Source organism: Paracoccus haematequi (genome assembly GCF_900631945.1).
GTDB lineage: Bacteria > Pseudomonadota > Alphaproteobacteria > Rhodobacterales > Rhodobacteraceae > Paracoccus > Paracoccus haematequi_A.
The window spans coordinates 1-26,099 of record NZ_UZWE01000030.1; the positions used below are offsets into that span (position 1 = coordinate 1).

Genomic DNA, 26,099 nt, shown 5'->3' on the forward strand with positions numbered 1-26,099 from the left:
GCAGAAACCTGGCACCAGTTCCTCGACGACTTCGTTAGCGATCCTGAACTCGCGCAACGCTTCAAGGCTCAACCGCCGCGGTAACAATCGGCCGGTTACGTTCGGTCCCATTCTCAGCATTATCGCAAAAAGCTGTCTCATGCCCTGGGGCCACCCCGGATGTTACACCACTTTGAGGGACGTGACCGGGGCGCCCTAGCATCTTGCCCTGCGCCGGCGCGCGAAATTGCAGGCTGCGGCACAGTCCGAACGCGACTGCCGACGCAAGAAACTTTCCCGGCAGCCAAAGTCGCATTTGGGCCTGCCCCTACGGAACTTTTGTCAGTTCCGACGCTTTCTGAAATAGCAGCGCAATTGGGTGCGCAGAAAGGACAATCTGATGCGGATACTGACGGCAAGTCTCTGCGGCAGCATCGTTTTCATGCTGGCTGCCTGCGGCAATACGGCAACGGAACGCGCCGCGACCGGCGGCATCGGAGGCGCGGTTGTCGCCGGGCCTGCGGGCGCGATCGTCGGCGGAACCGTGGGCGCAGCGACCGCAAACTGATCTTTGAAACCACGTCCTGAACGGCCGCGCCAGTCGCGGCCGTTCGGCGTTGGTCTTGCGAGAGCTTTCGGCTTCCCCTACATCAGAAAAGCAAAGGCAGAAGGACAATCCCATGGCGATGGAAGCGCATGACATCGAGGCCCTTATCCGCGTGGCCTTTCCCAACGCGCAGATCACCATCACCGACCTGGCGGGCGACGGCAATCACTATGCCGCCGAGGTGATCGACGAAAGCTTCCGGGGTCAGAACCGCGTCCAGCAGCAGCGCGCCGTCTATGCGGCGTTGCAGGACAAGATGGCGGGCAAATCGGGCGCCCTTCACGCCTTGGCATTGACCACCAAAGCGCCTGACTGAGGCCCCTGCCCCTTGGCCAGACCATCAGACACAGGATGAAAGACATGACGGAAGTAACTGGAAAAATTCAAGGATTGGTGGACAATGCGGATGTCGTCTTGTTCATGAAAGGCACCAAGGAAATGCCGCAATGCGGTTTTTCCAGCCGCGTCGCGGGCGTGTTGAACTATATGGGCGTCGATTACCGCGACGTGAACGTGCTGGCCGATGACGATATCCGCCAGGGCATCAAGGATTTCTCGGACTGGCCGACGATCCCGCAGCTCTATGTCAAGGGAGAGTTCGTGGGTGGATGCGACATCGTGACCGAGATGACCCTTTCGGGCGAACTGGATCAGTTGTTCGACCAGAAGGGCGTGTCCTATGACAAGGCCGCTGCGGACAAAATTCGCGAAGCGAACGCCTGATCCGATCGGATTTTACACATGAAGCGGGCCGCCTTCTTGGGCGGCCCGTTCAGTTTACAGGATATCATCCTGATAGTCGTAATCGTCGTCGTCGTGTCGTTCCTTCAACTTGGCCGCCAAGGTAACGCCGAGGGCAAAAGCTCCTAACAGCTTGGCCATACTGCCCGCGTTGCTGTTGTGCGCGCGGGACAGCGTCTCGGTCGCGCCTTCGACCTTGGACCGCACGGTATCCAGGTTGCCTTGCGTGAACCCCACGGCCTGCGCCGCATGACGCGCCGCGCCGAAGACCCGGCGTTCGGTGTCATCGGCCAGCTTCGTAACCTTGTAGCTGGCCTCGTCCATCAAAGACGACACTTTTTGGCCCGCCATGTCCACGACCCGCTCGGCCTCGGCCCGCGCCTTTTCGACCGCCGCATCGGCCGCCAGACTGACCCGAGCCTCGACCTCTTTGCGAAGATCGTCTGTGGTCGGCATTTCGTGACGGGTGGCCTTGGACATCGCGAACAGGATCAGCCCGATCAGGATGAACAGCACGGCTACGGCAAGAGACGCCAAGGCCGATCCGAATTCCAGATCATGGGCCAGGAACGACCAAAGGGCTGCTATCAGGAACCCAACGGCAACGGCCAGGACACCCCCGGCCGCCGCCTTCATGACCGACCGACGCGCCGTGTCCTTGAGAGCCAGTTGAAGACGCTGCGCATAGTCGAACATGGGAAACCTCAGCGACGGGCCAGGATTAGGCCGACCAGGAAGCCGATACCGGCGGCGATGCCCAGGGCTTGCGCGGGATTGCGCCGAACCATTTCGGACACTTCGTCATACCGCTCCTCGGCGTAATGGGCGACCTCGGAGGCCTTCTGCTGGCCGGTCTCGTACAGCCGCTCGGCCTCGGCCTTGGCGCGGCCGGCATATTCGCCGCCAACCTCGCGGGCGCGGTGAACGTAATCCTGCGCGGTTTCGCGGGCATTCTGCGCCAGTTCCGCGCCGCGTTCCTTGAGATTCTCGGTGCCCGAGTTGTTTGACAGCTTGTCGGCGGTATCGCGGATATCCTCGCCGATCTTGCGGGCGCCCTCGTTCAGGTCGCGCTTGGCCTGCTGCCCTGCGGCGGCGGCGTCTTTTTTCAGGTCGTTTGCTGTGGGATTGTGTTCAGCCATGGAAATGTCCTCCGGTGTGATTGTCACCATCAGGGCTTAAACACATGGAACAAGGGCATTGTTCCGCACCGCAGAAGATTAATTGAATGCCGGGCTTTGGGGAAATGGTACCGCCTCCCCGGCTCGAACGGGGGACCTCTAGATCCACAATCTAGCGCTCTAACCAGCTGAGCTAAGGCGGCACGGTTGCGTTCTGTAACGCCGGTTCGGTCCCGTTGCAAGCCCGACTTGCCGTGAAAATTCATGCAGGCTACAGAAACCCATCACAGAAGGATGACGGTCATGAGCATCAACAGCCAAAGCGACATTGCGGCCAATCTGCAAGTCGGCCCCACCGATCAGGGCATGGTGCGCATCTATCTGCAAGCCGAAGAGATCGACCTGCCGCTGGATTTCGATCCCGAGGAAGCCACCGAAATCGCCGAGGAACTGCTGGCCGCAGCCGAAGCCGCGCGCAGCATGGGAAAGACCGGGGGGAAGCCTAAAAAACCCCGGCGGTAAGGGCATCGGGATCGGTCAGGCCTTGCAGGCGCAACGCCGAGGCGCGGGCGAAGTCGCGCATGATCCTGCTGCGGCGCGCGCCTGCCAGCCGGGCCTCGGGTGCCATGCGCTGAATTTCGGCGCCATAGGCATCGGCGCAGATCAGCCCGGTGTCGGGGGGCAGCAGTTCCGAGGGAAAGTCGCAATCGACCGCCCAGAAATAGCGGTCGCACCATTCGACATAACCCTGCCATTTGCGGTCGCCCATGAAATCCGCGCGGCAGCTTTTGCATTCGACGATCCAGAATTCGCCCTTCGGACCCATGCTGATCACATCCACCCGCAGGCCGCGGCTGGGCGAGAATTCGGTCAGCACCGCGTGATCCATGCTGCGCAACAGCCGCCCCACGCCGCGCGCAAGACGGTGGCCGGGCATGGCGGGAAGGGTCGGATCCAGATGGGTCATGGTCCGCTTATAGAACGAAGCGGCAACATCCTTCAAGGCGCTTGAAGTGGCCCTGCCCTGTCCCTATCTGTTGCCTTGGCGGGTTTCTGCTCCTCTCGCGCGCGGCCATTTTTCCACTGGCCTATAACTTTTCCGAGGGGGCTGGCTCTGGCGTGACCCTGGTCTCGTTACCCGGCGCCCACCTGGTAATCCAGGCTTTCGGGAAATCTCGCGCCGCCGCGGTTGCTGCGGTTCCCGCCACCCTACCCAACCGCCCTGCCTTGGCATCGGCGGTTTTTTTCATACCGGATACATGCGAAAAGGGCGGCCTTGCGGGCCGCCCTTTCGATGACTGTGGCTGCGATCAGAAGCCGTAGACGACCGACACGCCCAGGGTGTTGTCCGTACGGATCGGACGGTTTTCCTGGTACTCGGTGGTGTAGCTGACGCGGGTCGCCAATTGGTCGGACATCTGGAAGTTGACGCCGAATTGGTTGGTGATCACGTCATCCGAGTCTTTCGAAGAAAGATAGTCGGTGTCGTTGGTGATGAACACCATGTCATTGAAACGGTGGTACAGACGCGACGACACGATATAGCCGACGCCGCTATCGGACGAATCGTTGACCGCAACACGGTCGTAGCTGTCGGTCACCGGATTGTATTCCAGATTGAAGCCAGCCTTCTGGGCGCCCGTCTGGGTATAGCGATAACCGATACCCGCCTGAACCCGCCAAGCGGTCGCTTCGGTGTTGATCACGCGATAGCCCGGACCCACGCCGATGAAGCCGTCGCGGGCGAAATCGCCCAGCTTTTCGGCAATCTCGTTGTCGGGCTGGCCGTCGTAATCAGCCTCGCCGTTGGCCAGACCATCGACACTGAAGCGACCCAGGACAAAGGCATAGAACTGGTCGTTGAAGTAGTAGGCACCATCATAGATGGTCGACACTTCTTCCTTGTCCTTGTTGCCGAAATCGTCTTCACCGAATTCGATCAGCATCCCGACCGACTGCTGCCAGGGACCGGCGTTGTTGGACACGCGGCCCGCAAGAGAGAAGTCCTGGCTTTCGGTGTTGCCGGTGCTGCCCGCATAGGTCAGCGCGATCGAACCGAACAGGCCCTCGCGGCGGTCGGGGTTGCCGAAGCGCGCGTCGTCGTTATCACGGTCGAAATCGTCCTGAACGGCGTCCTCGACATCGATGATCCGGTCGTTGATACCCGAGATCCCGGTCGCATCCGCACCCGCCGCAATCTCGGTCTGGGCGAATGCCGGGGCCGACAGTGCGGCGATCAGAGCGGCGGAGCCGGTCAGCAGCGTAACTTTTTTCATCTTTTCCTCACGAGCTGAGTTTTGTTGTTCTGAACGTCTGTGGGACGCCAGAGCATCTCTGCGAAAGATGAAGTAATCCCCCCCTGCCCTGGTTCATAGGGCCGCGAAAAACGTCTGCACGTCCCGAAAAAGTGAGAGGGTTTGAACAGAGACAAATCAGGCAAAATTCCGCCGAAATATGCGGGTGATGGGATAGTCGGGAACTCAATTCGGTGCTTTGGAACCTCTTGGCGCGATTAACCAAATCGGTCGTCGGCATCCCGCGAGCTTGCCAGCAGCCCGGCAAGATGGATGAAATAATTCCGTGATTGCCTAAAATCTGTGCGGAATTTTGTCCGGCGGCAACGCGTTCAGCTGTTGCATAATCGACACGATATCACACCCAATCGCGCCGAAGGAACCAGAGCAGGTTTATTTTCGCGGTGCCGTTGTGACCGGCACCCGAACCGCCTCTTTCCTCGGCGGACGCCCGATCCACGACCGGCGGCCGGACGACGGCGGCGATTCGGCCTGTTCCATGACCGTGATGGCGAACTGAACCCCCGAAAAGACGATGGTGTTGAAGGCGACCAGCATGACCACGGCCAGCCAGCCCACGGTGCTGTTCAGGACAAGGTGCCGCAGATGCGCAACATCCAGCGCCAAAAGCGCGGCCACGAAGCAACAGGCCAGCGCAGCGCCGATCAGGACGCTGCGGATATAGACACGAACCATGATCGGCATGACGCACCCCAAATCGGACGACAGATCCAAGATATAGGGTATTTCCCACGGAAAAGCAGTAGGAAGTGGGGCCTGCGTCAGAAGGCCTCGGGGCGCAGCTCTCGGGCGACGTGATCCAGGACGGCGTTCACGAATTTCGGCTCGCGGCCCTCGGGAAAGAACGCCTCGGCCAGGCGGACATATTCGGTGATGACCACCTTGGGCGGGGTCTGCGGCGTGACCAGTTCCGCCCCGGCGGCGCGGAACAGGGCGCGCAGTACCGGATCGATCCGGTCGATGGGCCATTTGGCGACCAGGCCGCGATCGGTCGCCTGGTCGATGCGCGACTGCCAGGTCACGGCTGCATCGACAAGGCGAGAAAACAGCCCTTCGTCGGCGGGCAGATACTGCCCATCCTCGTCCTCGGCCTCCAGGCGATACAGTTCGAATTCCCGCGTCACCCGGTCGGCGGACTGACCGGCGGCCTCCATCTGATACAGGGCCTGAACGGCGTAGAAGCGCGCCCCGCTGCTTTTCGCCCGGCGGTCGGCGCGCTTGTCGGTCTGCTTGTCGTCGTTCACGGTCATGGATCGGGCCTTGTCACAGAGACCGGCTGCAATGTCGCGAAAGCCGTCCCGCGTCAAGCCCCGGCGGGCAGCGGCGCGGCCATCGCCTCGGCCAGCCGCGCGACATAGCGGGCCAGGGTGTCGATTTCCAGGTTGACCGCATCGCCCAGGACGACGCCGCCCCAGGTCGTCACCTGCCGGGTATGCGGGATCAGGTTCACGCCGAAGCGGTTGCCTGCCACCTCGTTCACGGTCAGCGACGTGCCGTTCAGCGCGACCGAACCCTTGGGCGCGATGAAGCGGGCCAGCGCGGCCGGGGCCTCGAACGTCAGGCGCAGGCTGTCGCCCTCTTCGTGCAGCTCGGCCACGCGGGCCACGCCGTCGACATGACCGCTGACGATATGGCCGCCCAGTTCGTCGCCCACGCGAAGTGCGCGTTCCAGGTTCAGCTTGCGCCCGACCTGCCAGCCATTCGCGCCGATATTGGTCTTGGACAGCGTCTCGGCCGAGATGTCGACCGTGAACCAGCCAGGCCCCTTGTCGACCACGGTCAGGCAGACCCCGTCGCAGGCGATCGAGGCGCCCAAGTCCACGGTCGCCATGTCATAGCCGCAATCGATCCGCGCGCGCATGTCGCCGCGCATTTCCACCGACGCGACCGTGCCGATATCCGTGATGATGCCTGTGAACACCTGCGCACCCCATGTTTCCAGCGAAAAGACCTAGGCGATGGCCTGAACCGGCGCAAGTCCAGCATGCCGTTAAATCTTTGTTAACCTTCCTGTGAAAAATTTGTGTCGCGCGTGTGTTGCGCTTCATGGGGTTCTCCCAGTGTTCCAGGTTCGTAACGATTTCAGTGCGGTGCAGGAAGTTCAGCGGGATGCGTCCCCGCAGCGCGTCTTCTTGCTGTTGCAGGGACCGCATGGCCCGTTCTTCGACCGGCTGGGCCGATTGCTGCGGGCGGCGGGCGCGCAGGTCTGGCGATGCGCCTTCAACGCGGGGGACGAATTCTTCTGGTCCGATCCCGTGCATCTGCTGCGCCATACCGGCAGCAGCGCGGACTGGCCCGCCCATCTGACGGTGATCCTGGCCGAAAAGGGGGTGACGGACATCGTTCTTTACGGCGACATGCGCCCGATCCACGCCGCCGCACGCCACGCCGCCCAGGCGCTGAACCTGCGGCTGCACGTGTTCGAGGAAGGCTATCTGCGCCCGTACTGGATCAGCTATGAACGCGGCGGGTCGAACGGGCATTCGCCGCTGCTGAATATCTCTCTGTCGGACATGCGCGCGATGCTGCGCGACACCGCGTCCGAGGTCCGGCGGCCGCCCGCCCATTGGGGCGACATGCGCCAGCACAAGGCCTATGGGGCGCTGTATCATTTCCTGGTGCTGGTCGCGAACCGCCGCTATCGCCAGTTCGCCAGCCACCGTGCCCTGCCGGTCTTCGACGAATTCCGCCTGAACCTCGGCCGGCTGATCCTGACGCCGGTCCATTCGCTGACCCGCGCGGTCCAGTGGCGACGCTTCCGGCTGTCGGGCGATCCCTATCTGCTGGTGCCCATGCAACTGGAACACGATTCCAACATGCTGGGCCATTCGCCGCTTTCCCTGAACCGGCAGTTCATCGAACAGGTGGTGGCGGAATTCGCCCGTTCCGCCCCCCGCCACCACCACCTGCTGTTCAAGGCCCATCCGCTGGAGGACGGGCGCGCCCGGAACCGCCGGTCGATCCGCGACGCGGCGGCCCGGCACGGCGTGGCGGATCGGGTGCATTACGTCCGGGGCGGCAAGCTGGCGGACATGATCGCCCATGCCCGCGCGGTGATCACCGTCAATTCGACGGCGGCCCAGCAGGCGCTGTGGCGCGGCTTGCCGGTCAAGGCCCTGGGCCGCGCCGTCTATTGCAAGCCGGGGCTGGTGTCGGAACAGGCGCTGGCCGACTTCATGGCCCATCCCCAACGGCCCGACACCGCCGCCTATCGCCTGTTCCGCGATTATCTGCTGCAAACCAGCCAGGTGCCGGGGGGGTTCTATTCCCGCCGGTCGCGCGCCCATGCGCTGCGGCTGGTGGCCGATCTGATCCTGGCACCCGAGGATCCGTATCAGGCGCTGGCGGCGGGCCGCTGTCATCGCCGCCAGCAGATCGGCGAAGTTCTGGACTAGCGCGCAGGAAGGTGTGGCGCCCGCCGACCGCGCAGTCTAGAATTGCGCGCACAACCGGACAGCAAGTCCGGGCAAAGGAACAGGAGTTTCGAGAGGTGACAGTGAAGCTTTCTCCTGCCCGTTCGGCGGCGGGTCTGGCCGTGCGCCTGACGCTGATTGCCGCGATGACGCTGCTGGCGGCGTGCAGCCTGCCCCGGTCCGGCCCCAGCAAGTCCGAGATCTATTCCGGGGCGGTCGAAAAGGGCGGCAATACGCATGTGATCTATGTGAACGATCACGTTGCCCGCACGACGAACTTCACCCCGTCCTATGGTTTCTCGAACAGCTTCCGGGGCGCCGGGCAGGTCGGCGCCGACGAGATCCGCGCGGGCGACGTGCTGGGCCTGTCCATCTGGGAAAACGTGGATGACGGGCTTCTGACCTCGCTGGGGAACAGCTCGACCGCGTTGCAGGAAATCCAGGTGGACAGCGGCGGCTATATCTTCGTGCCCTATGCGGGCCGGGTCCAGGCGGCGGGCAACACGCCCGATCAGTTGCGCCAGATCATCACCGAACGGCTTGCCACCCAGACCCCCGATCCGCAGGTGACGGTGACGCGGGTGGCCGGCAACGGCGCCACGGTATCGGTCATGGGCAAGGTCACGGCTCAGGGCGTCTACCCGATCGAGCGGCCCACCCGGTCGCTGTCGGCGATGCTGGCGCGCGCGGGCGGCGTGTCCATCGAACCCGAGATCGCGGTGGTCACCGTCAAACGCGGCAACAACACCGGCAAGGTCTGGCTGACGGATCTGTATTCCAACGCCAGCAACGACATCGCGCTGCGCCCCGGCGACGTGATCCTGGTCGAGGAAGATCAGCGCAGCTTCACCGCCCTGGGCGCGCTTGGCGGCCAGACCCGCGTTCCGCTGGGCAATGAATCGATCAACGCGGTCGAGGCCGTCGCCATGGTCGGGGGGCTGAACTCTCACCTGGCCGATCCGACCGGCGTGTTCATCCTGCGCGACGAACCCGAACAGGTCGCCTCGCGCGTGCTGGGCAAGTCGGTGCAGGGATCGCAGCGCATCGCCTATGTCCTGGATCTCACGCGGCCGAACGGGCTGTTCCTGGCCCGCGACTTCCTGATCCGGGATGAGGATACGGTCTATGTGACCGAGGCGCCCTATGTTCAGTGGCAGAAGCGGCTGGCAGCCCTGATCGGGCCGATCAACTCTGCCAACGCAGTTCAGAACCTGGCGCAGTGACAGCCGCATGATCGACGAACAAGGGGCCGCCGGGGGAAAGCACCGGCGGCTTTTCGCATTCAGCGGCGGCTTCTGGCGGGAACCGCGCCTGCGCCGGATCCTGGCGCTTGCGGGCTGGAAGTTGCGGCTGGGACTGCCCGGCCCCGGCGACAGCGTGGCGGTCTGGGGCGCCAGCCCGACCGCCTGGCGCGGCCGCGCCGTCGCCCGGCACACGGGCGCGGCCCTGGTCACGGTCGAGGACGCTTTCCTGCGGTCCATCCTGCCGGGCCGCGCGCGGGGTCATGTCGCCCGGCGCGGGCCGGTCGGCCTGCTGATCGACCCGCTGGGGGTGCATTTCGACCCGTCGCGCCCTTCGTTGATCGAAGCCCTGGTGCTGCGTGGTGTCCCCTCGGCCCAGGAACAGCGCGCCCGCGACGGCATCGCCCGGCTGCGCGCGGCGGATCTGTCGAAATACAACGCCCATCGGCCCGACCTGCCCGCGCCCAGTCCGGGCTATGTGCTGGTGATCGACCAGACGCGCGGAGATGCGTCCCTGATGGGCGCGGGGCGCGGGCGTTTCCTGGCGATGCTGGACGCGGCGCGGCGCGAACATCCGGGCCGTCCGATCCTGCTGCGCAGCCATCCCGAAACCATCCGGGGGCTGCGGCCCGGCCATCTGGACCGCGCCGACCTGGCGCCCGGCGAGGCCCTGTGCGACCACGAGATCTCGCCCTGGCGGCTGCTGGAAAACGCCCATGCCGTCTATGCGGTCAGTTCGCAGCTGGGATACGAGGCGATCCTCGCCGGCCACCGCCCCCGGCTGTTCGGACAGCCCTTCCATGCCGGGTGGGGGCTGAGCCAGGACGAATATCCCCTGCCCCCCGGACGGCGCGGCCCCGCCACGCCCGAGGCGCTGTTCGCCGCAAGCCACCTGTCCGCCCCGGTCTGGTACGATCCCTGCCGCGACCGCCTGACCGATTTCGACGGCGCCCTGGACCAGATCGAGGCCGAGGCGCAGGCCTTTCGCCAGGATCGCGACGGGCATCTGGCCGGGGGGATGCGGCTGTGGAAACGCCCGGCCATCGCTCGCGCCTTTGGCGACGGGGCGGGCGTCCGCTTTACCGGCAGGCCCTCGCCCCGCGTGACCCTGGCCTGGGCGGGCGCAGCCGCCGCAGTGCCGGGCGCGATCCGGGTCGAGGACGGGTTCCTGCGGTCGCGCGGGCTGGGGGCCGCCCTGACGCCGCCTTTGTCGCTGGTGGCCGACGACCTGGGCATCTATTACGATCCGGCGCGCGAAAGCCGCCTGGAACGGCTGATCGCCGCCGGTCCGCCGCCTGGCGGGACGGCGCGCGCGGAACGGCTGATCGCGGCGATCCGGGCCGCTGGCCTGTCGAAATACAACCTGACCGGCAGCTATCGCCCCGCCGCAACCGACCGCCCGCGTATCCTGGTTCCAGGCCAGGTCGAGGACGACGCCTCGATCCGGCTGGGCGCGGGGGCGGAACGCACGAACCTGGATCTGCTGCGCCGCGTCCGCCGCGAGAACCCCGACGCGCATCTGATCTTCAAGCCCCATCCCGATGTCGAGGCCGGGCTGCGGCGGGGCGCCATCGACGCCTCGGGCCTTGCGGATGAGGTGGCCGTCAACGCCGATCCGGTCGCCCTGCTGGCACTTGCCGATCAGGTCTGGACCATCACCTCGACCATGGGGTTCGAGGCGCTGCTGCGCGGCGTCCCCGTGACGACCCTGGGCGCGCCCTTTTATGCGGGCTGGGGCCTGACCCGCGACCTGGGGCCGGTGCCGCCGCGCCGCGTCGCGCGGCCGGACCTGGCCGCCCTGGTCCATGCCTGCCTGATCGCCTATCCCCGTTATCGCGACCCGGTGACCGGCCTGCCCTGCCCGGTCGAGGTCGCGGTGGACTGGCTGCGCCACGGCATCGGCCCGCGCGCGCCCATGCTGCGCCTGCTGTCGAAGCTGCAAGGCGGCATGGCGGGGCACAGCTGGATCTGGCGGCGCTGAGGGCGCAAAAAAGGGACAATGTCGCGCCGCCGTCCCCGCTTTCGCGAACCAGGCCTGCGCGTCACGGCCCATGGCGGACCGGGATTTTCCGCAGCGTTGTCCGCGAAGAATGCCGTTCTCTGGCGGGCCCCTGGAACGCCCAGCCCCGTTCCTTGGCAAGCCTGCGCGCCGTTGCTAACTGTGGCGCGCAATCAGGAAGGTCCGCCCATGTCGCTTGCCATCTCGCATCTTGCCCGGCGCTTCGACACGACCCAGGTTCTGCGCGGCATCGACCTGACCGTCGGGAAAGGAGAGTTGATCGCCCTGCTTGGCCCCTCGGGATCGGGCAAGACGACGTTGTTGCGGATCATCGCCGGGCTGGACTGGCCGGATGCGGGCGCGCTGTCCTTCAATGGCACCGATTGGCTGGTGAAATCCGCCGCCGAACGCCGGATCGGCTTCGTTTTCCAGCATTACGCGCTGTTTCCGCACATGACCGTGCGCGACAACATCGCCTTCGGCCTGACCGTCCTGCCGCGCGCCGACCGGCCCGGCAAGGCGCAGATCGCCGCCACCGTGGACCGGCTGCTGGCCTTTCTTCAGATCGACGGGCTGGCGGACCGCTATCCGGCCGAATTGTCGGGCGGGCAGCGCCAGCGCGTCGCCCTGGGCCGCGCCATGGCGATCGAGCCGCGCGTGCTGCTGCTGGATGAACCGTTCGGCGCGCTGGACGCCCAGGTCCGCCGCGACCTGCGCCGCTGGCTGCGCGGCGTCCACGACAGCGCCGGGACCACCACCATCTTCGTGACCCACGACCAGGAGGAAGCCTTCGAACTGGCCGACCGGGTGGTCGTGATGAACGGCGGCGTGATCGAACAGACCGGCCATCCCGACGAGATCTATGACCATCCCGCGACACCCTTCGTCGCCCGCTTCCTGGGCCTGACGGTCGAGGTGCCGGTGACGATCCGGTCGGGCCGCGCGCAGGCGGCGGGCCTGGACCTGACCGCCCTGCCCCGCCGCGCGCTGCCCGACGGCCCCGCCACGCTGTTCCTGCGCCCCGCCGACATTCAGCCCGTCCCCGATCCCGCCGCGCCGTTCCGGGTGACGGAAATCGCCTCGACCGGCGCGCTGCTGCGGATCGTGGCGGAAAACGCCGCCGCCTGCCGGATCGAGGCCGAGATGCCGCGCCGCCAGGGCCGCGACCTGCGCAAGGACCAACCCGTCGCCCTGCGCGTCATCGCGGGCCAGATCTTTCCCGGCGGCGCCGCGCCCGCCGACGCCGCCCCTGTCGAAGCACCCAAGGCCCTGAAGGAGTCCCGCCCGTGACGATCCGCGTGAAAACCCGCCTGTCCGCCACCCTTGCCGTCATGCTGGGCCTTGCCTCGCCCGTGGCGGCCCAGGATGCGATCCTGAACGTCTCCTACGACATTGCCCGCGAACTGTTCGCCGAACTGAACCCGGTCTTCGCCGAAAAATGGAAGGCGGAAACCGGCCGCGCCGTGACCATCGACCAATCGCATGGCGGGTCGTCGAAACAGGCCCGCGCGATCCTGGAAGGGCTGCCCGCCGATGTCGTGACCTTCAACCAGGTGACCGATATCGACGTGCTGGCCAAGGACGGCCTGGTCGACGAAAACTGGCGCGAGGCCTTCCCCAACGAAGCCTCGCCCTATTATTCGCTGCCCGCCTTCCTGGTGCGCGAGGGCAATCCCAAGAATATCGACGACTGGGACGACCTGACGCAGGACGGCGTGCAGGTGATCTTCCCGAACCCCAAGACCAGCGGCAACGGGCGCTATACCTATCTGGCGGCCTATGCCTATGCGCTGGACAAGAACGGCGGCGACCAGGCGGCGGCGCAGGACTTCGTGAAAAAGCTGTTCGCCAATGTCCCGGTCTTCGACCAGGGCGGGCGCGCGGCCACCGCGACCTTCGCCGAACGCGGCATCGGCGACGTGCTGATCACCTTCGAGGCCGAGACCGGCGGCATCGCCCAGCAATATGCCGATGCCAGGCTGGAACGCGTCACCCCGTCGCTGTCGCTGCTGGCGGAATTCCCCGTCGCCGTGGTGACCGCGAACACGGAAAGCAAAGGCACCACCGAGGTGTCCAAGGCCTATCTGGATTTCCTCTATTCCCCCGACGCGCAACGCATCCTGGCCAAGAACTTCAACCGCGTCCATGACCAGGCGATCACCGCCGAATTCGCCGCCAACTTCCCCGACGTGAAGCTGGTCACGGTCGATGACGTGTTCGGCGGCTGGGACAAGGTGCAGGCCGACCATTTCGCGGAAGGCGGCATCCTCGACACGGTGTTCGTCAATCAATGAGCATGACGGCGGCCCTTCCCGCCAGCGGGCGGCAGCGGCGCGTATTGCCGGGCTTCGGCCTGACGATGGGGCTGACGCTGACCTATGTCGGCATCATCGTGCTGCTGCCCGTGATCGCCCTGTTCCTGAAAGGGGCCGAGATCGGCCCCGCCCGCTTCTGGGCCATCGTGACCGCCCCCCGCACCCTGGCCGCGCTGCGGCTGACCATGACCGCCGCAGCCCTGGCGACGGCGTTCAACGCGCTCTATGGCCTGCTGATGGCCTGGGTTCTGGTGCGCTATCGCTTTCCGGGCCGCAGGCTGCTGGACGCGATGATGGACATTCCCTTCGCCCTGCCGACCGCCGTCGCTGGCCTGGCGTTGACCGCGCTGTTTTCCGAAAACGGCTGGTACGGGCAGGTGCTGGCCCCTGCCGGAATCCCGGTCGTCTATACGATCTGGGGGGTGGCGGTGGCGATGTCCTTCACCTCGATCCCCTTCGTGGTCCGCACCGTCCAGCCGATCCTGGAAGATCTGGACCACAGTCAGGAAGAAGCCGCCCGGACCCTGGGCGCCACGCCCTTGCAGATTTTCGCTCGGGTGATCTTTCCGGCGATCCTGCCCGCCTTCCTGGTCGGCACGACCATCGCCTTCGCCCGCTCGCTGGGCGAATTCGGCGCGGTGATCTTCATTGCCGGGAACCTGCCGATGAAGACGGAAATCGCCTCGCTTCTGGCCGTCATCCGGCTTGAGGAATACGACTATAACGGTGCCGCCGCCATCGCGCTGACCCTGGTCGCCATCGCCATGGTGCTGCTGGTGCTGTCGAACTGGCTGCAAGCGCGGCTGACCCGGCGCAGGGTGCCCGCATGAGCGCCGTCCTCGCCCCGCGCCCCGACCAGGGCGGCGCGCGCCTGCTGATCGGGCTGGCGGTCGCGCTGACGCTGTTCATCGTCGTGGTGCCGCTGGCCTATATCTTCTGGCGGGCGTTTTCCGGCGGGTTTGCGGTCTTCGCCCAGAACATCCTGGCGCCCGACACGCTGCACGCGATCTGGCTGACCTCGGTCGTGGCGGCGATCACGCTGCCGATCAATCTTGCCATCGGCATCGCCTCGGCCTGGCTGATCGCGCGGTTCACCTTTCCGGGCCGCAAGGCGCTGCTGACGATCATCGAACTGCCGTTTTCCATCTCGCCGATCATCGCCGGGGTCTGCTATCTGCTGCTCTACGGACGGCAGGGGCTGCTGGGACCGCTGCTGGCGGCGGGCGAGGTGAAGATCCTGTTCGCCCTGCCCGGCATCGTCATGGTGACGCTGTTCGTCACCGGCCCCTTCGTCGCCCGAGAGGTGCTGCCCCTGATGCAGGCGCAGGGGTCCGAACAGGAACAGGCGGCGCTGACGCTGGGCGCGTCGGGCTGGCAGATTTTCCGGCGGGTGACGCTGCCGAATATCCGCTGGGCGCTGCTTTACGGCGCGGTGCTGGCGACGGCGCGGGCGGTGGGGGAATTCGGCGCCGTGTCGGTGGTGTCGGGCGCGATCCGGGGCCAGACCATGACCCTGCCCCTTCAGATCGAGCTGTTGTTCAACGACCTCAACATCGTCGGCGCCTTCGCCGCCGCGTCCACCCTGACGCTGATCGCGCTTGTGGTGCTGGTGCTGAAAACCGTGCTGGAGGGGCGGACCCGCTGATCAGCGCCGGAAATCGGTGGGCCTGATCCCGTGCCGCGCCAGCTTGTCGTAAAAGGTCTTGCGCGGCAGTCGCAGCCGCGCCATCGCGGCGGTCGCGTTGCCGCCCGCCAGCCGCAGCGCATCGCGGATCAGTTCGGCCTCGTAGGCGGCGACCAGATCCGGCAGGCCCGGCGCATCGCCGCCTTCGGGCGCGTCGAAGGGCGTCACGCCAATGGCTTGGCTTTCCGCGAAGCCGCGCAGTTCGGGCAGGTTTCCCGGCCAGCCATGCCCCGACAGCCGCGCCTTGACCGCGCCGGTCATCGCAGGCGCGGGCCGGTCCAGCCGCGCGCAAGCCGCCAGCAGGAAATGGCGATACAGCGCCGGGATGTCCTCGCGCCGCTCCGCCAGGGACGGGACCGGCAGGACGGTGCCCGACAGGCGATAGAACAGCCGCGCGTCGAACCGCCCCTCGGCCACCCGCTGCGACAGATCGGCCTGGGTCGAAGCCAGAAGCTGCACGTCCATCGGCCGCGGCGCGGCGGCGCCGGCGGGCCAGAACTCGCCCGCCTCGACGATGGCCGACAGCCGCGCCTGCATGGCGGGCGACAGCGCGTCGACGCGGTCCAGGAACAGCACGCCCCGCTGCGCCCGCTCCAACTGCCCGGCCTGCCGGGTGCCGCGCGGTCCCATGGCGTCGCCGCCCAGAAGATCGGCGTCGAAACGCGCCTCGTCCAGGGCGTCGCAGGCCAGATGCACGAAGGCGCGGGCGCGGCGCGGGCCCTGGCGGTGGATGGCGCGGGCCACGATCAGCCTGCCCGCCCCGTCCGGGCCGGTCAGCAGGGCATTGCCCCCGGCCTGGGCCACGCGGTCAAGGGCGGTGCGCAGATGGTCCATCACCTCGCTGCCGCCCGCCAGTTCGGGAAAGCTGTCAGAGGCGTCATGGCTGGCCTGCCGCAATTCCCGGTTCTCCAGCACAAGCGCGCGGGCCGACAGCGCCCGGTTCAGCGCCGCCAGCAGCACGTCGCGCGCCACGGGCTTCGTCAGGAAGTCATAGGCACCCGCTTTCAGCGCCGTGACCGCCATCGGCACGTCGCCATGCCCGGTCAGCAGGATCACCGGCAGATCCGGGTCGATGGCGTGCAGGTGCTGGAACAGTTGCATCCCGTCCATGCCGGGCATCCTTACGTCGGACAGCACCACGCCGGGAAAATCGCGCGTCACGCCGCGCAACGCATCAGCGGCAAGGCCGAAATCCTGGACCTGCAAGCCCGCCATCCGCAGGGTCTGGACCTGGGCCGCGCGCAGATCCTCGTCATCCTCGACCAGCCGGACCAGTCCTGTCATGCGGCTCTCCTCAGCGTCAGGCGAAAGGTGGCGCCCTGCCCCCCGACCGGATCGTCGGCGGTCAGATCGCCCCCCAGATCGCGCGCGATGTCGCGAGAGATGACCAGCCCCAGCCCAAGCCCCTGCGCCTTGCTGGTGGCGAAGGGCGCGAAAAGCTGGTCCCTGACCTGCGGCGAAAGGCCCGGACCGTTATCCGCGACGGTCAGCGTCACAAGGTCGCCTTCGGCCCGAACGGCAAGGCGGACCCAGGGATCGGGCCGGTCCTCCTGCGCCTCGAAGGCGTTGGTCAGCAGGTTGACCAGGATCTGCTCGACCCGCACCCGCTCTCCCAGGATGGCCAGCCCTTCGGGAATGTCGGGCAGGTGCACCGGCATGTCGCTGGCCTTGCGGCGGCTGGCGGTCAGCAGCAGCGACGCCTCGATCACCGGGCGCAGGGGCACGGCGCCCACCTGACCCGTGGCCTTGCGGGCAAAGCCGCGAAGCTGGTCGGTGATCTGGCCGATCCGGTCGGCCATGCGGGTGATGCGGGACAGGTTGTCAACCGCCGGGCCATCGGGGGCCATGGCCTGGCCGTTTTCGGCCAGCAGGCGGATCGTCGCCAGGGGCTGGTTGATCTCGTGCGCGACACCGGCGGTGATCTGGCCCATGGTGGCCAGCTTGTTCGCCTGCACCAGGTCGGCTTGCATCTGCGCCAGCCGCTGCTGGGCCAACTGGCGTTCGCGCATCTCTTGCGACAGGTCGCGGGTGCGTTCGGCGACGGCGCGTTCCAGTTCGGCGCGATAGGCGCGGTCGGCATCGGCCCTGCGCGCGGCGCGCAGCCGCGACCGCCGGGCCTGTTCGGCAAGCGCGGCCAGCAGCAGCACCGCGAGCGCAGCCGCACCGGCGGCATAAAGCGCGGTCTGCCGCGCCTCGTGCATCGGCAGGTTCATGGACAGCGTCCAGCCCGTCCCGCGCACCGGCAGGGCGATCGCCAGGCTGTCATCCTGGGCCACAGGTCCGGTTGTGAAACGCCGCCCCGGTTCGGTGGTGATGATGATGCGGCCACCGGCTTCGGTCACATGGGTGGCATTGGGGCTGCGCGCCCAAGCGGCCTCCAACGCGTCGAATTGCACCTTGACAACCACCACCCCCAGCAACGCCGCGCCGTCCCTAATATCATGGGACAGGTACAGCCCCGGCTGCCCGCTGACGGTGCCAAGCGCGAATTCCATCGCGGTCGGGTTGGCGCGCCGGAAATAGTCGCGGAAGCTGTAGTCGTGGCCCAGAAAGCTGTCAGGCTGGTTCCAATTCGACGCGGCGATGGTGCGCCCGGTGGGGTCCATCAGGTACAGGACCGTGCTTTGCGTCTCGGCCCGCAGCCGCTCCAGCTTGGCGGATGCGGCGTCGTCGGTGTCGGAACCCTGCCGAAGCGTGGCCCGGATCATCGCGTCATCCGCCAGAATCGCCACCACGGCGCGCTGCCGGTCCAGGATGCTTTCCAGCGTCAGCGCCCGCGACTGCGCGGCGGCCATGCCCTCGTCCCGCAGGCTGTCCAGAGCGCCCGCCCGGACTCCCCAAAAGACCGCCGCAGGAACCAGCACCAGCAGCGCAAGGGCCAGCAGCGCCAGCCATCCCGCCGCGCGCGACAAGGGCGGCGAATCGTCCGTGCTGGGCAAGGCATCCTGCAAATCCGCGCGCCTCCGGCTTTTTGGCAAGGTGTTTCCTTTTCCACACTAGCAGGATCCTCCTGTGCGGAAAACCACACGGATTCGCCACCCCAATTGAGAGAAACAGCCATGTTTTCAGCGCATTGCCGCTATGCCGCAAGTTTTTTGGGCTGCCCTGCCAAAGTCTTAAGATGCGTCATCCAATCGACATACAGGCAGGAGGAGGCCTTCCCATGCAGCTGGATACATCCGCGCACCCCGTGGCCCATGACAAGCGGCCGTTTTATCGGCACCTGTACTTCCAGGTCATCATCGCGATCACGGCGGGCGCGTTGCTGGGCCATTTCTATCCGCAAACGGGCGAGGCGCTGAAGCCCCTGGGCGACGGCTTCATCAAGCTGGTCAAGATGATCATCGCGCCGGTGATCTTCCTGACCCTCGTGACCGGGCTGGCGGGCATGGGATCGCTGCGCGGCGTGGGTTCGGTGGTGGGCAAGGCGTTTGCCTATTTCCTGACCTTCTCGACCCTGGCGCTGATCGTCGGGCTGATCGTGGCGAACGTGGTCCGGCCGGGCGCGGGCATGAACATCGACCCGGCCTCGCTGGATGCCTCGGCCGTGGCGGGCTATGCGGAAAAGGCGCATGATACCTCGCTGATCGGCTTCGTCATGGGGATCATTCCCGACACGCTGGTCTCGGCCTTCGTCGAGGGCAATATCCTGCAGGTGCTGTTCGTCGCGATCCTGTTCGGCATCGGCCTGATCATGGTCGGCGAAAAGGGCAAGCCCGTCCTGAACATCCTGGAATCGGCCAGCTTCGCGATCTTCCGCGTCGTCGACATCCTGATGAAGGCCGCACCCATCGGCGCCTTCGGGGCCTTTGCCTTCACCATCGGCAAATACGGCATCGCGTCGATCATGAACCTGGCGATGCTGGTGGGCACCTTCTACCTGACCTCGGCCCTGTTCGTGATCGTGATCCTGGGCACTGTCTGCGTGCTGAACGGCTTCTCGATCTTCCGGCTGATCTCGTATCTCAAGGCCGAGATCTTGCTGGTCCTGGGCACGTCCTCGTCGGAATCGGCGCTGCCCTCGCTGATGGAGAAGATGGAAAAGGCGGGCTGCGCGCGCCCCGTGGTGGGTCTGGTCGTGCCGACCGGCTACAGCTTCAACCTGGACGGCACCAACATCTACATGACGCTGGCCGCGCTGTTCATCGCCCAGGCAACGAACACCGACCTGACGCTGTCCCAGCAAATCCTGCTGCTGGCCGTCGCGATGCTGTCGTCCAAGGGCGCGGCGGGCGTTACCGGGGCGGGCTTCATCACCCTGGCCGCCACGCTGTCGGTGGTGCCGACCGTTCCCGTCGCCGGGATGGCGCTGATCCTGGGCGTTGACCGCTTCATGTCGGAATGCCGGTCGATCACCAACTTCATCGGCAACGCGGTCGCCACGGTGGTCGTCAGCCGCTGGCACGGCGCCTTCGACCGCGATCAGTTCGAGGCCGCTTTGGGCGGCCGCGCCGACGGCGGCTATGCCTCGCCCGTTACCGGCCTGGCCGTGCATCCCGCAGGCCTGCAACTGGGCGAATCCAGCGCGGACTGATCCGCCGCCACCGACCCCGAAAGGCGCCGCGGCGATGCGGCGCCTTTTTCCGTGGCTCAGACCAGCACGTCGATCCCCTGGGGCGGCGTGCCCTGCTGCACCGCCAGCAGGTTCGTCATCATCCGCCTGACCGAGGGCGCAAAACCGCCCGCATCCAGCGCCGCCAGATGCGGGGTCAGGACCACGGGGTCCAGGCCCAGCAGGGGATTGTCGGGCTGGATCGGCTCGACCGAGAAGACGTCGATGCCGGCGCCGCGCAGGCGGCCTTCGCGGATGGCCTGGGCCAGATCGGATTCCACCAGAACCCCGCCGCGCGCGGCGTTGACCAGAATCGCGTCGGGCTTCATCAGCGCCAGCCGGTCGCGGTCGATCAGGTTGCGGGTGCTGTCGTTCAGATCGCAGTTCAGCGTCACCACGTCCGAGGCCGCCAGCAACTGATCCAGCGGCGCAAAGTGAAGGCCAAGCGCGGCTTCCTCGTCCACGGGCAAGGGGGTGCGCTTGGCATAGAGGATCGGGCAGCCGAAGCCCCGCAGCAGCCGCGCCAGGGCCTTGCCGATATGGCCCATGCCGACAATGCCGACCGTGCGCCCCGACAGCGTGGTCGAGCTTGGCGCCACCTGCCCCTTGGGCCAGCCGCCCTGGGCGATCCCCAGATGCCCGCGCGCGATGTTGCGGTTGACGGCCAGGATCAGGCCCAGCGTCGTTTCCGCCACCGCGACCGCATTCGACCCGGTGGTGCGGAACACGCGCACCCCATGCCTGCGCGCCGCGTCCAGGTCGATGGAATCATAGCCCACGCCCCATTTGTGAACCGCCCGCAACCCCGGCACGGCCATCATCGCCGCCGTCACCGGCATGTCGCCGGTAATGGCAAAGCTGGCCCCTTGCAGCGCGGCAAGCTGGTCCTGCGGGCTGCGCGAGGCCGCCGTGGTCAGCACCCAGCCCTGCGGCAGGAACGGCCGGATGCGATCCAGCCGGTCGGGGGCAGCGGGGTCCAGCAGAACAACCTGTGTCATGTCACCTCAGATCACGAAGCGGATGCCGGGCCGCGCCAATCCGCCGCCCTGCGCCATCACGGTGCCGTCCGCGCGCCAACAGGCAGCGCCCGTCATCATCCCGTCCGGCGCAAAGCCGATGGCATTCATGCCGCCGCCGATGGTCTTGACCAGCCGCACGTCATGGCCCCGCGCGCGCATGGCCTCGGCCTGCGGGGCATAGGCGGGTTCCAGTTCCAGGTGATGGCCCTCGGTCCACAGGCGCGGCGCCTCGACCGCCTGTTGCAGGGTCATGCCGTGGTCGATCAGGTTGACGATGGCCTGCATGGCGGACGGGAAAATCCGCACCGCCCCCGGCAGGCCGAGGGCATAGAGCGGCTGTCCGTTCCGCAGCACCATCATCGGCGCCATCGAGGTCGGCACCCGCTTGCCCGGCGCCACCGACAGCGCCCGACCGGGCCGGGGATCATAGTTCAGCATATAGTTGTTGGGGATGATCCCCGTCCCCGGCACCATGAAGCAGGCGCCCCACAGCCCGTTGATCGTATGCGTGGCGCTGACGATGATGCCGTCGCGGTCAGCCGCCGTGACATGGGTCGTGTCGCGGCTTTCATGTGGCAACCGCCGCCGTGCATAGTCCTTGCTGGTGAAGCGATCCACCGGCACATCCACGAAATCGGGATCGCCGGATGCGGCGCGCCGATCCTCGAACGCAAGCGCGATGGCCCGCGCCATCAGATCCATCGTGTCGGGATGGCCAAATCCCATGCCGCGCAGGTCGAAGGGTTCCAGCATGTTCAGCATCTGGACGATATGGACACCCGAGGACGCGGGCGGCGGCGGGCCGACGATGGTGTGGCCCCGATAGCTGCCGAAGATCGGTTCGCGTTCAACGGCGCCCGCGTCTTTCAGATCGGCCAGGGTGACATGGCCCCCATCGGCCAGCCGGTCCGCCAGAGCGCGGCCCAGATCGCCTCCGTGCAGCGCCTCGTCACCCTGCGCCTGGATCAGCCGCAGGCTTTGGGCATAGTCGCCCATCACCAGCCGTGCGCCCGGCGCCAGCGGCGCACCGTCCGGCAGCAGCAAGCGGGCGATTTCGGGATCGGCGCGCAGGTCTGCCTCGTGTTCGCGGATCGCGCCGTGCAGATAGGGGCTGACGATAAACCCGCGCGCGGCGGCGCGGATCGCCGGTTCCACCACATCGGCCCAGGGCAGCCGCCCGTATCGCCGCTGCATCAGGAACCAGCCGCGCAGATTGCCCGGCACGGCCACCGCCGAAGGGCCGACCCGGTTCCGCCGACCCTCGGTCTCCATATAGGCGTCGGGCAGGTCCGAGACCGGCGTGAACATGTCCGGCCGCGCGCCCTGCCCCGCGACCGACAGCGCGTCGATCACCACATGCCGCCCGTCCGCCAGCCGCAGATGCGCGATGCCGCCGCCCGCAATGCCGACCATCATCGGCTCCACCACCGTCAGCGTCAGCAGCGCGGCCACGGCGGCGTCCACGGCATTGCCGCCGATGGCCAGCATCTCGGATCCCGCGGCGGAACCCAACGGCGCGTTCGTCACGACGACGCCCAGGGCGCCGCTGGCGGGGCGCTTTTCGCAGGTGAAGGGCAAGGCCATGCTGTTCCCGTCTTTCGCGGGCAGCTTAGGCGGCGGGGGAAGGCGGGATCAACCCCGCGCATCCTCCAGCATCATCCGCGCGGCCTTTTCGGCGATCATCATCACCGGCGCGTTGGTATTGCCGCTGGTGATTGTCGGCATGATCGAGGCATCCGCGATCCGCAGCCGCCCAAGCGCCCGCATCCGCAGGCGCGGATCCACGACCGCGCCGTCATCCGTGCCCATGCGGCAGGTGCCGACCGGGTGGAAGATCGTGGTGCCGACCGCGCCCGCCGCGCGGACCAGATCGTCGTCGGTCTGAAAGGCGATGCCCGGCACATGCTCGCTGGGATCGAAGCGCGTAAAGGCGGGCTGCGCGGCGATCTTGCGCGCCAGCCGGATCGCGCGCACGGCCACGTCCCGGTCGCCGGGGGTAGACAGGTAATTCGGCCGGATCGCCGGATGGGCGCGGAAATCAGGGCCGGTGACATGGACCGAACCCCGGCTTTCGGGCCGCAGGTTGCAGACGCTGGCCGTCATCGCCGGGAAGGGGTGGACCGGATCGCCGAACTTGTCCAGGCTGACCGGCTGGACGTGGAATTCCAGATCCGCCGTGGCCTTGTCGGGGCCGGATTTCGCGAAGATGCCCAACTGGCTGGGGGCCATCGACATCGGACCGGACCGCTTCAGCAGGTATTCCAGCCCGATGGACGCGCGGCCCAACAGCCGCGAGGCCTTTTCGTTCAGTGTCGGCACGCCCTTGACCTTGTAGACCAGCCGCAGTTGCAGATGATCCTGAAGGTTCTCGCCCAGATCCGGCACCTCGATCTGCGGGGCGATGCCTGCGGCTTGCAGCACCTCGCCCCGGCCCACGCCGGATTGTTCCAGAACCTGAACGGATCCGATGGCCCCCGCCGACAGCACGGTCTCGCGCACCGCCCGGACCTGAACCCGCTGGCCCTGATGGTGGAAGACGACGCCCCTGACTTCACCCTGTTCGATCACCAGCCGCTCGACCTCGGCGCTTGTCAGCACGCGCAGGTTGGGGCGCGACAGCACCGGGCGCAGGAAGGCCTTGGCCGCGCTCCACCGCCATCCAGCGCGTTGGGTCACGTCGAAATAGCCGCCGCCCTCGTTGTCGCCCCGGTTGAAATCATCCGTGCGCGGGATGCCCGCCTGTTCCGCCGCCTCCATGAAGGCGTCCAGAACGGCCCAGCGGACGCGGGCGGTTTCCACCCGCAATTCGCCGCCCGAGCCATGGGCGTCGTCGGCGCCGCGATAGAAATCCTCTTGCGCCTTGAACAGCGGCAGGATGTCGTCCCAGCCCCAACCGGTGCAACCCATCTGGCGCCAGTGGTCGTAATCCGCCGCCTGACCGCGCATATAGATCATGCCGTTGATCGACGAACAGCCGCCCAGCACCCGGCCCCGCGGATAGAGCAGAGACCGCCCCCCCAGCCCTACCTCGGCCTGGGTCTTGAAGCCCCAGTCGGTGCGCGGGTTGCCGATGCAATACAGGTATCCGACCGGAATATGGATCCAGTGGTAATTGTCTCGGCCACCCGCTTCCAGCAACAGCACCCGCGCCCTGGGATCGGCGGACAGGCGGTTCGCCAGGACGCAACCGGCGCTCCCCGCGCCGATGACGATGTAATCGTAGCTTTCCATCAGTTTTCGGCCCTGAACCCAATCTTGCGGCCCAGCTTGCTGGCGAAGAATTCGCCGATCAGGCCGCGGCGGAAGACCAGCACGCAGACCATGAACACCACGCCGGTGATGATCGTGACCGGAAAGTCCGAGGTGGCGAGGTAGTTCTGCAAGGTGACCACCAGCCCGGCGCCGACGACCGGCCCGGCCAAAGTGCCGATGCCGCCCAGAAGGGTCATCAGGATCACCTCGCCCGACATCTGCCAGGACACGTCGGTCAGCGTCGCGAACTGGAAGATCAGCGCCTTGACGCCCCCCGCCAGCCCGGCAAGCGCCGCCGACATCACGAAGGCCCCCAGCTTGTAGCGGCTGACCGAATAGCCCAGCGAGATCGCCCGCTGTTCGTTTTCCCGAATCGACTTCAGGATCATGCCGAAGGGCGAGTTCACGAAGCGCCAGATGATCAGCAGACCCAGGATGAACACCGCCAGCACGAAGTAGTACATGGTCATCGTGTCGGACAGGTCGAACAGGCCGAACAGGCGGCCGCGCGGCACGGACTGGATCCCGTCCTCGCCATGGGTGAAGCCCGCTTGCAGGCAGAAGAAGAAGAACATCTGCGACAGGGCCAGGGTGATCATGGCGAAATAGATGCCCTGGCGGCGGATGGCGATGGCGCCCATCACCAACCCCAGGGCGGCGGCACCCAGGACGCCCAGCAGGATTCCGGCCTCGGGCGGCCAGCCCCAGACCTTGACCGCATGGGCGGTGAAATAGGCCGCCCCGCCGAAGAACGCGGCGTGGCCGAAGGACAGCAGGCCCGTGTAGCCCAGCAGCAGGTTGAAGGCCGCCGCGAAGAGGCCGAAGGCCAGCAGCTTCATCAGGAAGATCGGATACAGGAACTGCGGTGCCAGCAGCAGCGCGGCCGCGATCACCGCCAGCAGCGCCAGCCGGATCCAGCCGGAACGGGGGTGGACGGCGATCTGTTCGGTGGCGATGGGTTCGGATTTGCCGGACATCAGGCATCCTTTCCGAAAAGGCCCGCCGGGCGCAGGATCAAGACGATGGCCATGATGACGAAGATCACGATGTTCGAGGCCTCGGGGTAGAAGACCTTGGTCAGCCCCTCGACCACGCCCAGCAGATAGCCGGTGACGATGGCCCCCAGGATCGAACCCATGCCGCCGACCACGACGACCGCGAAGACGATGATGATCAGGTTCGATCCCATCAGCGGGCTGACCTGATAGACCGGCGCCGCCAGCACCCCCGCGAAGGCCGCAAGTCCCGCGCCCAACGCATAGGTCAGCGTCAGCAGCAGGGGCACGTTCACGCCGAAGCTTTGCACCAGGGTCGGGTTCTCGGTCGCGGCGCGCAGGTATGCGCCCAGCTTGGTCTTCTCGATCAGGAACCAGACCCCCAGGCAGACGATCAGGGATGCGATCACCACCCAGCCGCGATAGATCGGCAGGAACATGAAGCCCAGATTGACCGCCCCAGTCAGCGCGCCGGGCGCCGCATAGGGCATGCCCGAGGCGCCGTAGAAGTAACGGAACGTCCCTTCGATGGCGAGCGCGAGGCCGAAGGTGAACAGCAACCCATACAGGTGGTCCAGCTTGTAAAGCCGCGACAGCATCGTGCGTTCGATGATGGCGCCGAACAGGCCGACGATCAGCGGCGCCAGGATCAGCGCCAGCCAGTAGTTGACGCCGCCCATCGTCAGCAGCAGCAGCGCGGTAAAGGCGCCCAACATGTATTGCGCGCCATGGGCGAAGTTGATCACGCGCAGCAGGCCGAAGATGACCGCAAGACCCAGTGACAGCAGCGCGTAGAAGGAACCGTTAATCAGGCCGACCAGAAGCTGGCCCATCAGCGCCTGGACGGGGATGCCGAAGATCATGGTCAT

At 66.6% G+C, this 26,099-nt stretch carries 26 protein-coding genes and 1 tRNA gene; 12 read left to right on the forward strand and 15 right to left on the reverse strand.

Annotation, left to right across the window (positions count from 1 at the left end):
- Nucleotides 1–379: 379 nt before the first annotated feature.
- The 3 genes from PARHAE_RS21060 (at nt 380) to grxD (ending at nt 1,309) form a co-directional block, all read left to right on the forward strand.
- On the forward strand, nt 380–547 hold the full coding sequence (locus PARHAE_RS21060; RefSeq protein ID WP_164555205.1) for a hypothetical protein: 168 nt from the start codon (nt 380–382) through the stop codon (nt 545–547).
- 112 nt (nt 548–659) lie between these two features.
- Nucleotides 660–902, forward strand: a complete 243-nt coding sequence (locus tag PARHAE_RS09985; RefSeq protein ID WP_126154474.1) for a BolA/IbaG family iron-sulfur metabolism protein — start codon at nt 660–662, stop codon at nt 900–902.
- Between the two features lie 44 nt (nt 903–946).
- The gene (gene grxD, locus PARHAE_RS09990; RefSeq protein WP_126154475.1) at nt 947–1,309 is read left to right on the forward strand and encodes a Grx4 family monothiol glutaredoxin; all 363 of its coding nucleotides are present in this window, start codon (nt 947–949) and stop codon (nt 1,307–1,309) included.
- A 54-nt stretch (nt 1,310–1,363) separates the two neighbouring features.
- On the opposite strand, the gene PARHAE_RS09995 is transcribed toward grxD, so the two are convergent.
- The 3 genes from PARHAE_RS09995 to PARHAE_RS10005 all read right to left on the reverse strand — a co-directional run bounded on the left by PARHAE_RS09995 (nt 1,364) and on the right by PARHAE_RS10005 (nt 2,648).
- Entirely contained in the window at nt 1,364–2,023 is a 660-nt protein-coding gene (locus tag PARHAE_RS09995) for a phage holin family protein (RefSeq protein WP_126154476.1), read from the reverse strand.
- A gap of 8 nt (nt 2,024–2,031) precedes the next feature.
- The gene (locus PARHAE_RS10000; RefSeq protein WP_126154477.1) at nt 2,032–2,466 is read right to left on the reverse strand and encodes an ElaB/YgaM/YqjD family protein; all 435 of its coding nucleotides are present in this window, start codon (nt 2,464–2,466) and stop codon (nt 2,032–2,034) included.
- 105 nt (nt 2,467–2,571) lie between these two features.
- Nucleotides 2,572–2,648: transfer RNA gene (locus tag PARHAE_RS10005), tRNA-His, on the reverse strand.
- A gap of 100 nt (nt 2,649–2,748) precedes the next feature.
- On the opposite strand from PARHAE_RS10005, the gene PARHAE_RS10010 reads away from it, so the two are divergent.
- Entirely contained in the window at nt 2,749–2,967 is a 219-nt protein-coding gene (locus PARHAE_RS10010; protein ID WP_126154478.1) for a DUF6324 family protein, read from the forward strand.
- On the opposite strand, the gene PARHAE_RS10015 is transcribed toward PARHAE_RS10010, so the two are convergent.
- From PARHAE_RS10015 to PARHAE_RS10035, 5 genes are all read right to left on the reverse strand, one after another.
- Nucleotides 2,948–3,412: an MmcB family DNA repair protein gene (locus tag PARHAE_RS10015; RefSeq protein ID WP_126154479.1), complete on the reverse strand. Its 465-nt coding sequence runs from the start codon at nt 3,410–3,412 to the stop codon at nt 2,948–2,950. The two genes, PARHAE_RS10010 and PARHAE_RS10015, sit on opposite strands and share 20 nt — an antisense overlap.
- Before the next feature lie 343 nt (nt 3,413–3,755).
- A complete protein-coding gene (locus PARHAE_RS10020; protein WP_126154480.1) occupies nt 3,756–4,721 on the reverse strand; it encodes a DUF481 domain-containing protein in 966 nt (321 codons plus the stop codon).
- A 411-nt stretch (nt 4,722–5,132) separates the two neighbouring features.
- Entirely contained in the window at nt 5,133–5,444 is a 312-nt protein-coding gene (locus tag PARHAE_RS10025; protein ID WP_126154481.1) for a hypothetical protein, read from the reverse strand.
- Nucleotides 5,445–5,521: 77 nt separating this feature from the next.
- Nucleotides 5,522–6,010: a transcription antitermination factor NusB gene (nusB, locus tag PARHAE_RS10030; protein WP_126154482.1), complete on the reverse strand. Its 489-nt coding sequence runs from the start codon at nt 6,008–6,010 to the stop codon at nt 5,522–5,524.
- Between the two features lie 53 nt (nt 6,011–6,063).
- A complete protein-coding gene (locus tag PARHAE_RS10035; RefSeq protein ID WP_126154483.1) occupies nt 6,064–6,681 on the reverse strand; it encodes a riboflavin synthase in 618 nt (205 codons plus the stop codon).
- A 139-nt stretch (nt 6,682–6,820) separates the two neighbouring features.
- Between PARHAE_RS10035 and PARHAE_RS10040 the strand changes: the two genes are divergently transcribed.
- From PARHAE_RS10040 to cysW, 7 genes are all read left to right on the forward strand, one after another.
- A complete protein-coding gene (locus PARHAE_RS10040; protein WP_241232762.1) occupies nt 6,821–8,155 on the forward strand; it encodes a capsule biosynthesis protein in 1,335 nt (444 codons plus the stop codon).
- A 164-nt stretch (nt 8,156–8,319) separates the two neighbouring features.
- Complete coding sequence (locus PARHAE_RS10045) at nt 8,320–9,396, forward strand: polysaccharide biosynthesis/export family protein (RefSeq protein WP_126154661.1); 1,077 nt, start codon at nt 8,320–8,322, stop codon at nt 9,394–9,396.
- A gap of 7 nt (nt 9,397–9,403) precedes the next feature.
- Nucleotides 9,404–11,395, forward strand: a complete 1,992-nt coding sequence (locus PARHAE_RS10050; protein ID WP_126154484.1) for a capsular polysaccharide biosynthesis protein — start codon at nt 9,404–9,406, stop codon at nt 11,393–11,395.
- A 207-nt stretch (nt 11,396–11,602) separates the two neighbouring features.
- Nucleotides 11,603–12,703, forward strand: coding sequence for a sulfate/molybdate ABC transporter ATP-binding protein (locus PARHAE_RS10055; RefSeq protein WP_126154485.1), 1,101 nt, complete (start codon nt 11,603–11,605; stop codon nt 12,701–12,703).
- A 2-nt stretch (nt 12,704–12,705) separates the two neighbouring features.
- On the forward strand, nt 12,706–13,707 hold the full coding sequence (locus PARHAE_RS10060; RefSeq protein WP_420899402.1) for a sulfate ABC transporter substrate-binding protein: 1,002 nt from the start codon (nt 12,706–12,708) through the stop codon (nt 13,705–13,707).
- A gap of 2 nt (nt 13,708–13,709) precedes the next feature.
- Complete coding sequence (gene cysT / locus PARHAE_RS10065; RefSeq protein ID WP_126154486.1) at nt 13,710–14,558, forward strand: sulfate ABC transporter permease subunit CysT; 849 nt, start codon at nt 13,710–13,712, stop codon at nt 14,556–14,558.
- Nucleotides 14,555–15,373 (forward strand): sulfate ABC transporter permease subunit CysW, encoded by an 819-nt coding sequence (gene cysW, locus PARHAE_RS10070; protein WP_126154487.1) that lies wholly within the window; start codon nt 14,555–14,557, stop codon nt 15,371–15,373. Before cysT ends, cysW begins: the two co-directional genes overlap by 4 nt.
- On the opposite strand, the gene PARHAE_RS10075 is transcribed toward cysW, so the two are convergent.
- Nucleotides 15,374–16,696 carry a sigma-54-dependent transcriptional regulator gene (locus PARHAE_RS10075; RefSeq protein ID WP_126154488.1) on the reverse strand — a complete coding sequence of 441 codons (1,323 nt, stop codon included), beginning with the start codon at nt 16,694–16,696 and terminating at the stop codon, nt 15,374–15,376.
- Nucleotides 16,693–18,351 (reverse strand): sensor histidine kinase, encoded by a 1,659-nt coding sequence (locus PARHAE_RS10080; protein WP_126154489.1) that lies wholly within the window; start codon nt 18,349–18,351, stop codon nt 16,693–16,695. The genes PARHAE_RS10075 and PARHAE_RS10080 overlap by 4 nt, the downstream gene beginning before the upstream one ends.
- 224 nt (nt 18,352–18,575) lie before the next feature.
- On the opposite strand from PARHAE_RS10080, the gene PARHAE_RS10085 reads away from it, so the two are divergent.
- Nucleotides 18,576–19,946, forward strand: a complete 1,371-nt coding sequence (locus PARHAE_RS10085; protein WP_126154490.1) for a dicarboxylate/amino acid:cation symporter — start codon at nt 18,576–18,578, stop codon at nt 19,944–19,946.
- A gap of 56 nt (nt 19,947–20,002) precedes the next feature.
- Here PARHAE_RS10085 and PARHAE_RS10090 read toward each other — a convergent pair whose 3' ends face one another.
- The 5 genes from PARHAE_RS10090 to PARHAE_RS10110 are packed head-to-tail and all read right to left on the reverse strand — an operon-like array spanning nt 20,003 to nt 26,099.
- Nucleotides 20,003–20,962 carry a 2-hydroxyacid dehydrogenase gene (locus PARHAE_RS10090; RefSeq protein ID WP_206436927.1) on the reverse strand — a complete coding sequence of 320 codons (960 nt, stop codon included), beginning with the start codon at nt 20,960–20,962 and terminating at the stop codon, nt 20,003–20,005.
- Between the two features lie 6 nt (nt 20,963–20,968).
- Nucleotides 20,969–22,567: a gamma-glutamyltransferase gene (gene ggt / locus PARHAE_RS10095; RefSeq protein ID WP_126154491.1), complete on the reverse strand. Its 1,599-nt coding sequence runs from the start codon at nt 22,565–22,567 to the stop codon at nt 20,969–20,971.
- Between the two features lie 48 nt (nt 22,568–22,615).
- The gene (locus tag PARHAE_RS10100; protein WP_126154492.1) at nt 22,616–24,214 is read right to left on the reverse strand and encodes a GMC family oxidoreductase; all 1,599 of its coding nucleotides are present in this window, start codon (nt 24,212–24,214) and stop codon (nt 22,616–22,618) included.
- Nucleotides 24,214–25,212, reverse strand: a complete 999-nt coding sequence (locus tag PARHAE_RS10105) for a branched-chain amino acid ABC transporter permease (RefSeq protein WP_126154493.1) — start codon at nt 25,210–25,212, stop codon at nt 24,214–24,216. Before PARHAE_RS10105 ends, PARHAE_RS10100 begins: the two co-directional genes overlap by 1 nt.
- The gene (locus PARHAE_RS10110; RefSeq protein WP_126154494.1) at nt 25,212–26,099 is read right to left on the reverse strand and encodes a branched-chain amino acid ABC transporter permease; all 888 of its coding nucleotides are present in this window, start codon (nt 26,097–26,099) and stop codon (nt 25,212–25,214) included. Before PARHAE_RS10110 ends, PARHAE_RS10105 begins: the two co-directional genes overlap by 1 nt.

Bases quoted from the DNA above. Each gene is read 5' to 3' on its own strand.
- PARHAE_RS21060 (WP_164555205.1), top strand. From the start codon at position 380: ATGCGGATACTGACGGCAAGTCTCTGCGGCAGCATCGTTTTCATGCTG.
- PARHAE_RS09985 (WP_126154474.1), top strand. From the start codon at position 660: ATGGCGATGGAAGCGCATGACATCGAGGCCCTTATCCGCGTGGCCTTT.
- grxD (WP_126154475.1), top strand. From the start codon at position 947: ATGACGGAAGTAACTGGAAAAATTCAAGGATTGGTGGACAATGCGGAT.
- PARHAE_RS09995 (WP_126154476.1), bottom strand. From the start codon at position 2,023: ATGTTCGACTATGCGCAGCGTCTTCAACTGGCTCTCAAGGACACGGCG.
- PARHAE_RS10000 (WP_126154477.1), bottom strand. From the start codon at position 2,466: ATGGCTGAACACAATCCCACAGCAAACGACCTGAAAAAAGACGCCGCC.
- PARHAE_RS10010 (WP_126154478.1), top strand. From the start codon at position 2,749: ATGAGCATCAACAGCCAAAGCGACATTGCGGCCAATCTGCAAGTCGGC.
- PARHAE_RS10015 (WP_126154479.1), bottom strand. From the start codon at position 3,412: ATGACCCATCTGGATCCGACCCTTCCCGCCATGCCCGGCCACCGTCTT.
- PARHAE_RS10020 (WP_126154480.1), bottom strand. From the start codon at position 4,721: ATGAAAAAAGTTACGCTGCTGACCGGCTCCGCCGCTCTGATCGCCGCA.
- PARHAE_RS10025 (WP_126154481.1), bottom strand. From the start codon at position 5,444: ATGCCGATCATGGTTCGTGTCTATATCCGCAGCGTCCTGATCGGCGCT.
- nusB (WP_126154482.1), bottom strand. From the start codon at position 6,010: ATGACCGTGAACGACGACAAGCAGACCGACAAGCGCGCCGACCGCCGG.
- PARHAE_RS10045 (WP_126154661.1), top strand. From the start codon at position 8,320: ATGACGCTGCTGGCGGCGTGCAGCCTGCCCCGGTCCGGCCCCAGCAAG.
- PARHAE_RS10050 (WP_126154484.1), top strand. From the start codon at position 9,404: ATGATCGACGAACAAGGGGCCGCCGGGGGAAAGCACCGGCGGCTTTTC.
- PARHAE_RS10055 (WP_126154485.1), top strand. From the start codon at position 11,603: ATGTCGCTTGCCATCTCGCATCTTGCCCGGCGCTTCGACACGACCCAG.
- cysT (WP_126154486.1), top strand. From the start codon at position 13,710: ATGACGGCGGCCCTTCCCGCCAGCGGGCGGCAGCGGCGCGTATTGCCG.
- cysW (WP_126154487.1), top strand. From the start codon at position 14,555: ATGAGCGCCGTCCTCGCCCCGCGCCCCGACCAGGGCGGCGCGCGCCTG.
- PARHAE_RS10075 (WP_126154488.1), bottom strand. From the start codon at position 16,696: ATGACAGGACTGGTCCGGCTGGTCGAGGATGACGAGGATCTGCGCGCG.
- PARHAE_RS10085 (WP_126154490.1), top strand. From the start codon at position 18,576: ATGCAGCTGGATACATCCGCGCACCCCGTGGCCCATGACAAGCGGCCG.
- PARHAE_RS10090 (WP_206436927.1), bottom strand. From the start codon at position 20,962: ATGACACAGGTTGTTCTGCTGGACCCCGCTGCCCCCGACCGGCTGGAT.
- ggt (WP_126154491.1), bottom strand. From the start codon at position 22,567: ATGGCCTTGCCCTTCACCTGCGAAAAGCGCCCCGCCAGCGGCGCCCTG.
- PARHAE_RS10100 (WP_126154492.1), bottom strand. From the start codon at position 24,214: ATGGAAAGCTACGATTACATCGTCATCGGCGCGGGGAGCGCCGGTTGC.
- PARHAE_RS10105 (WP_126154493.1), bottom strand. From the start codon at position 25,212: ATGTCCGGCAAATCCGAACCCATCGCCACCGAACAGATCGCCGTCCAC.
- PARHAE_RS10110 (WP_126154494.1), bottom strand. From the start codon at position 26,099: ATGACCATGATCTTCGGCATCCCCGTCCAGGCGCTGATGGGCCAGCTT.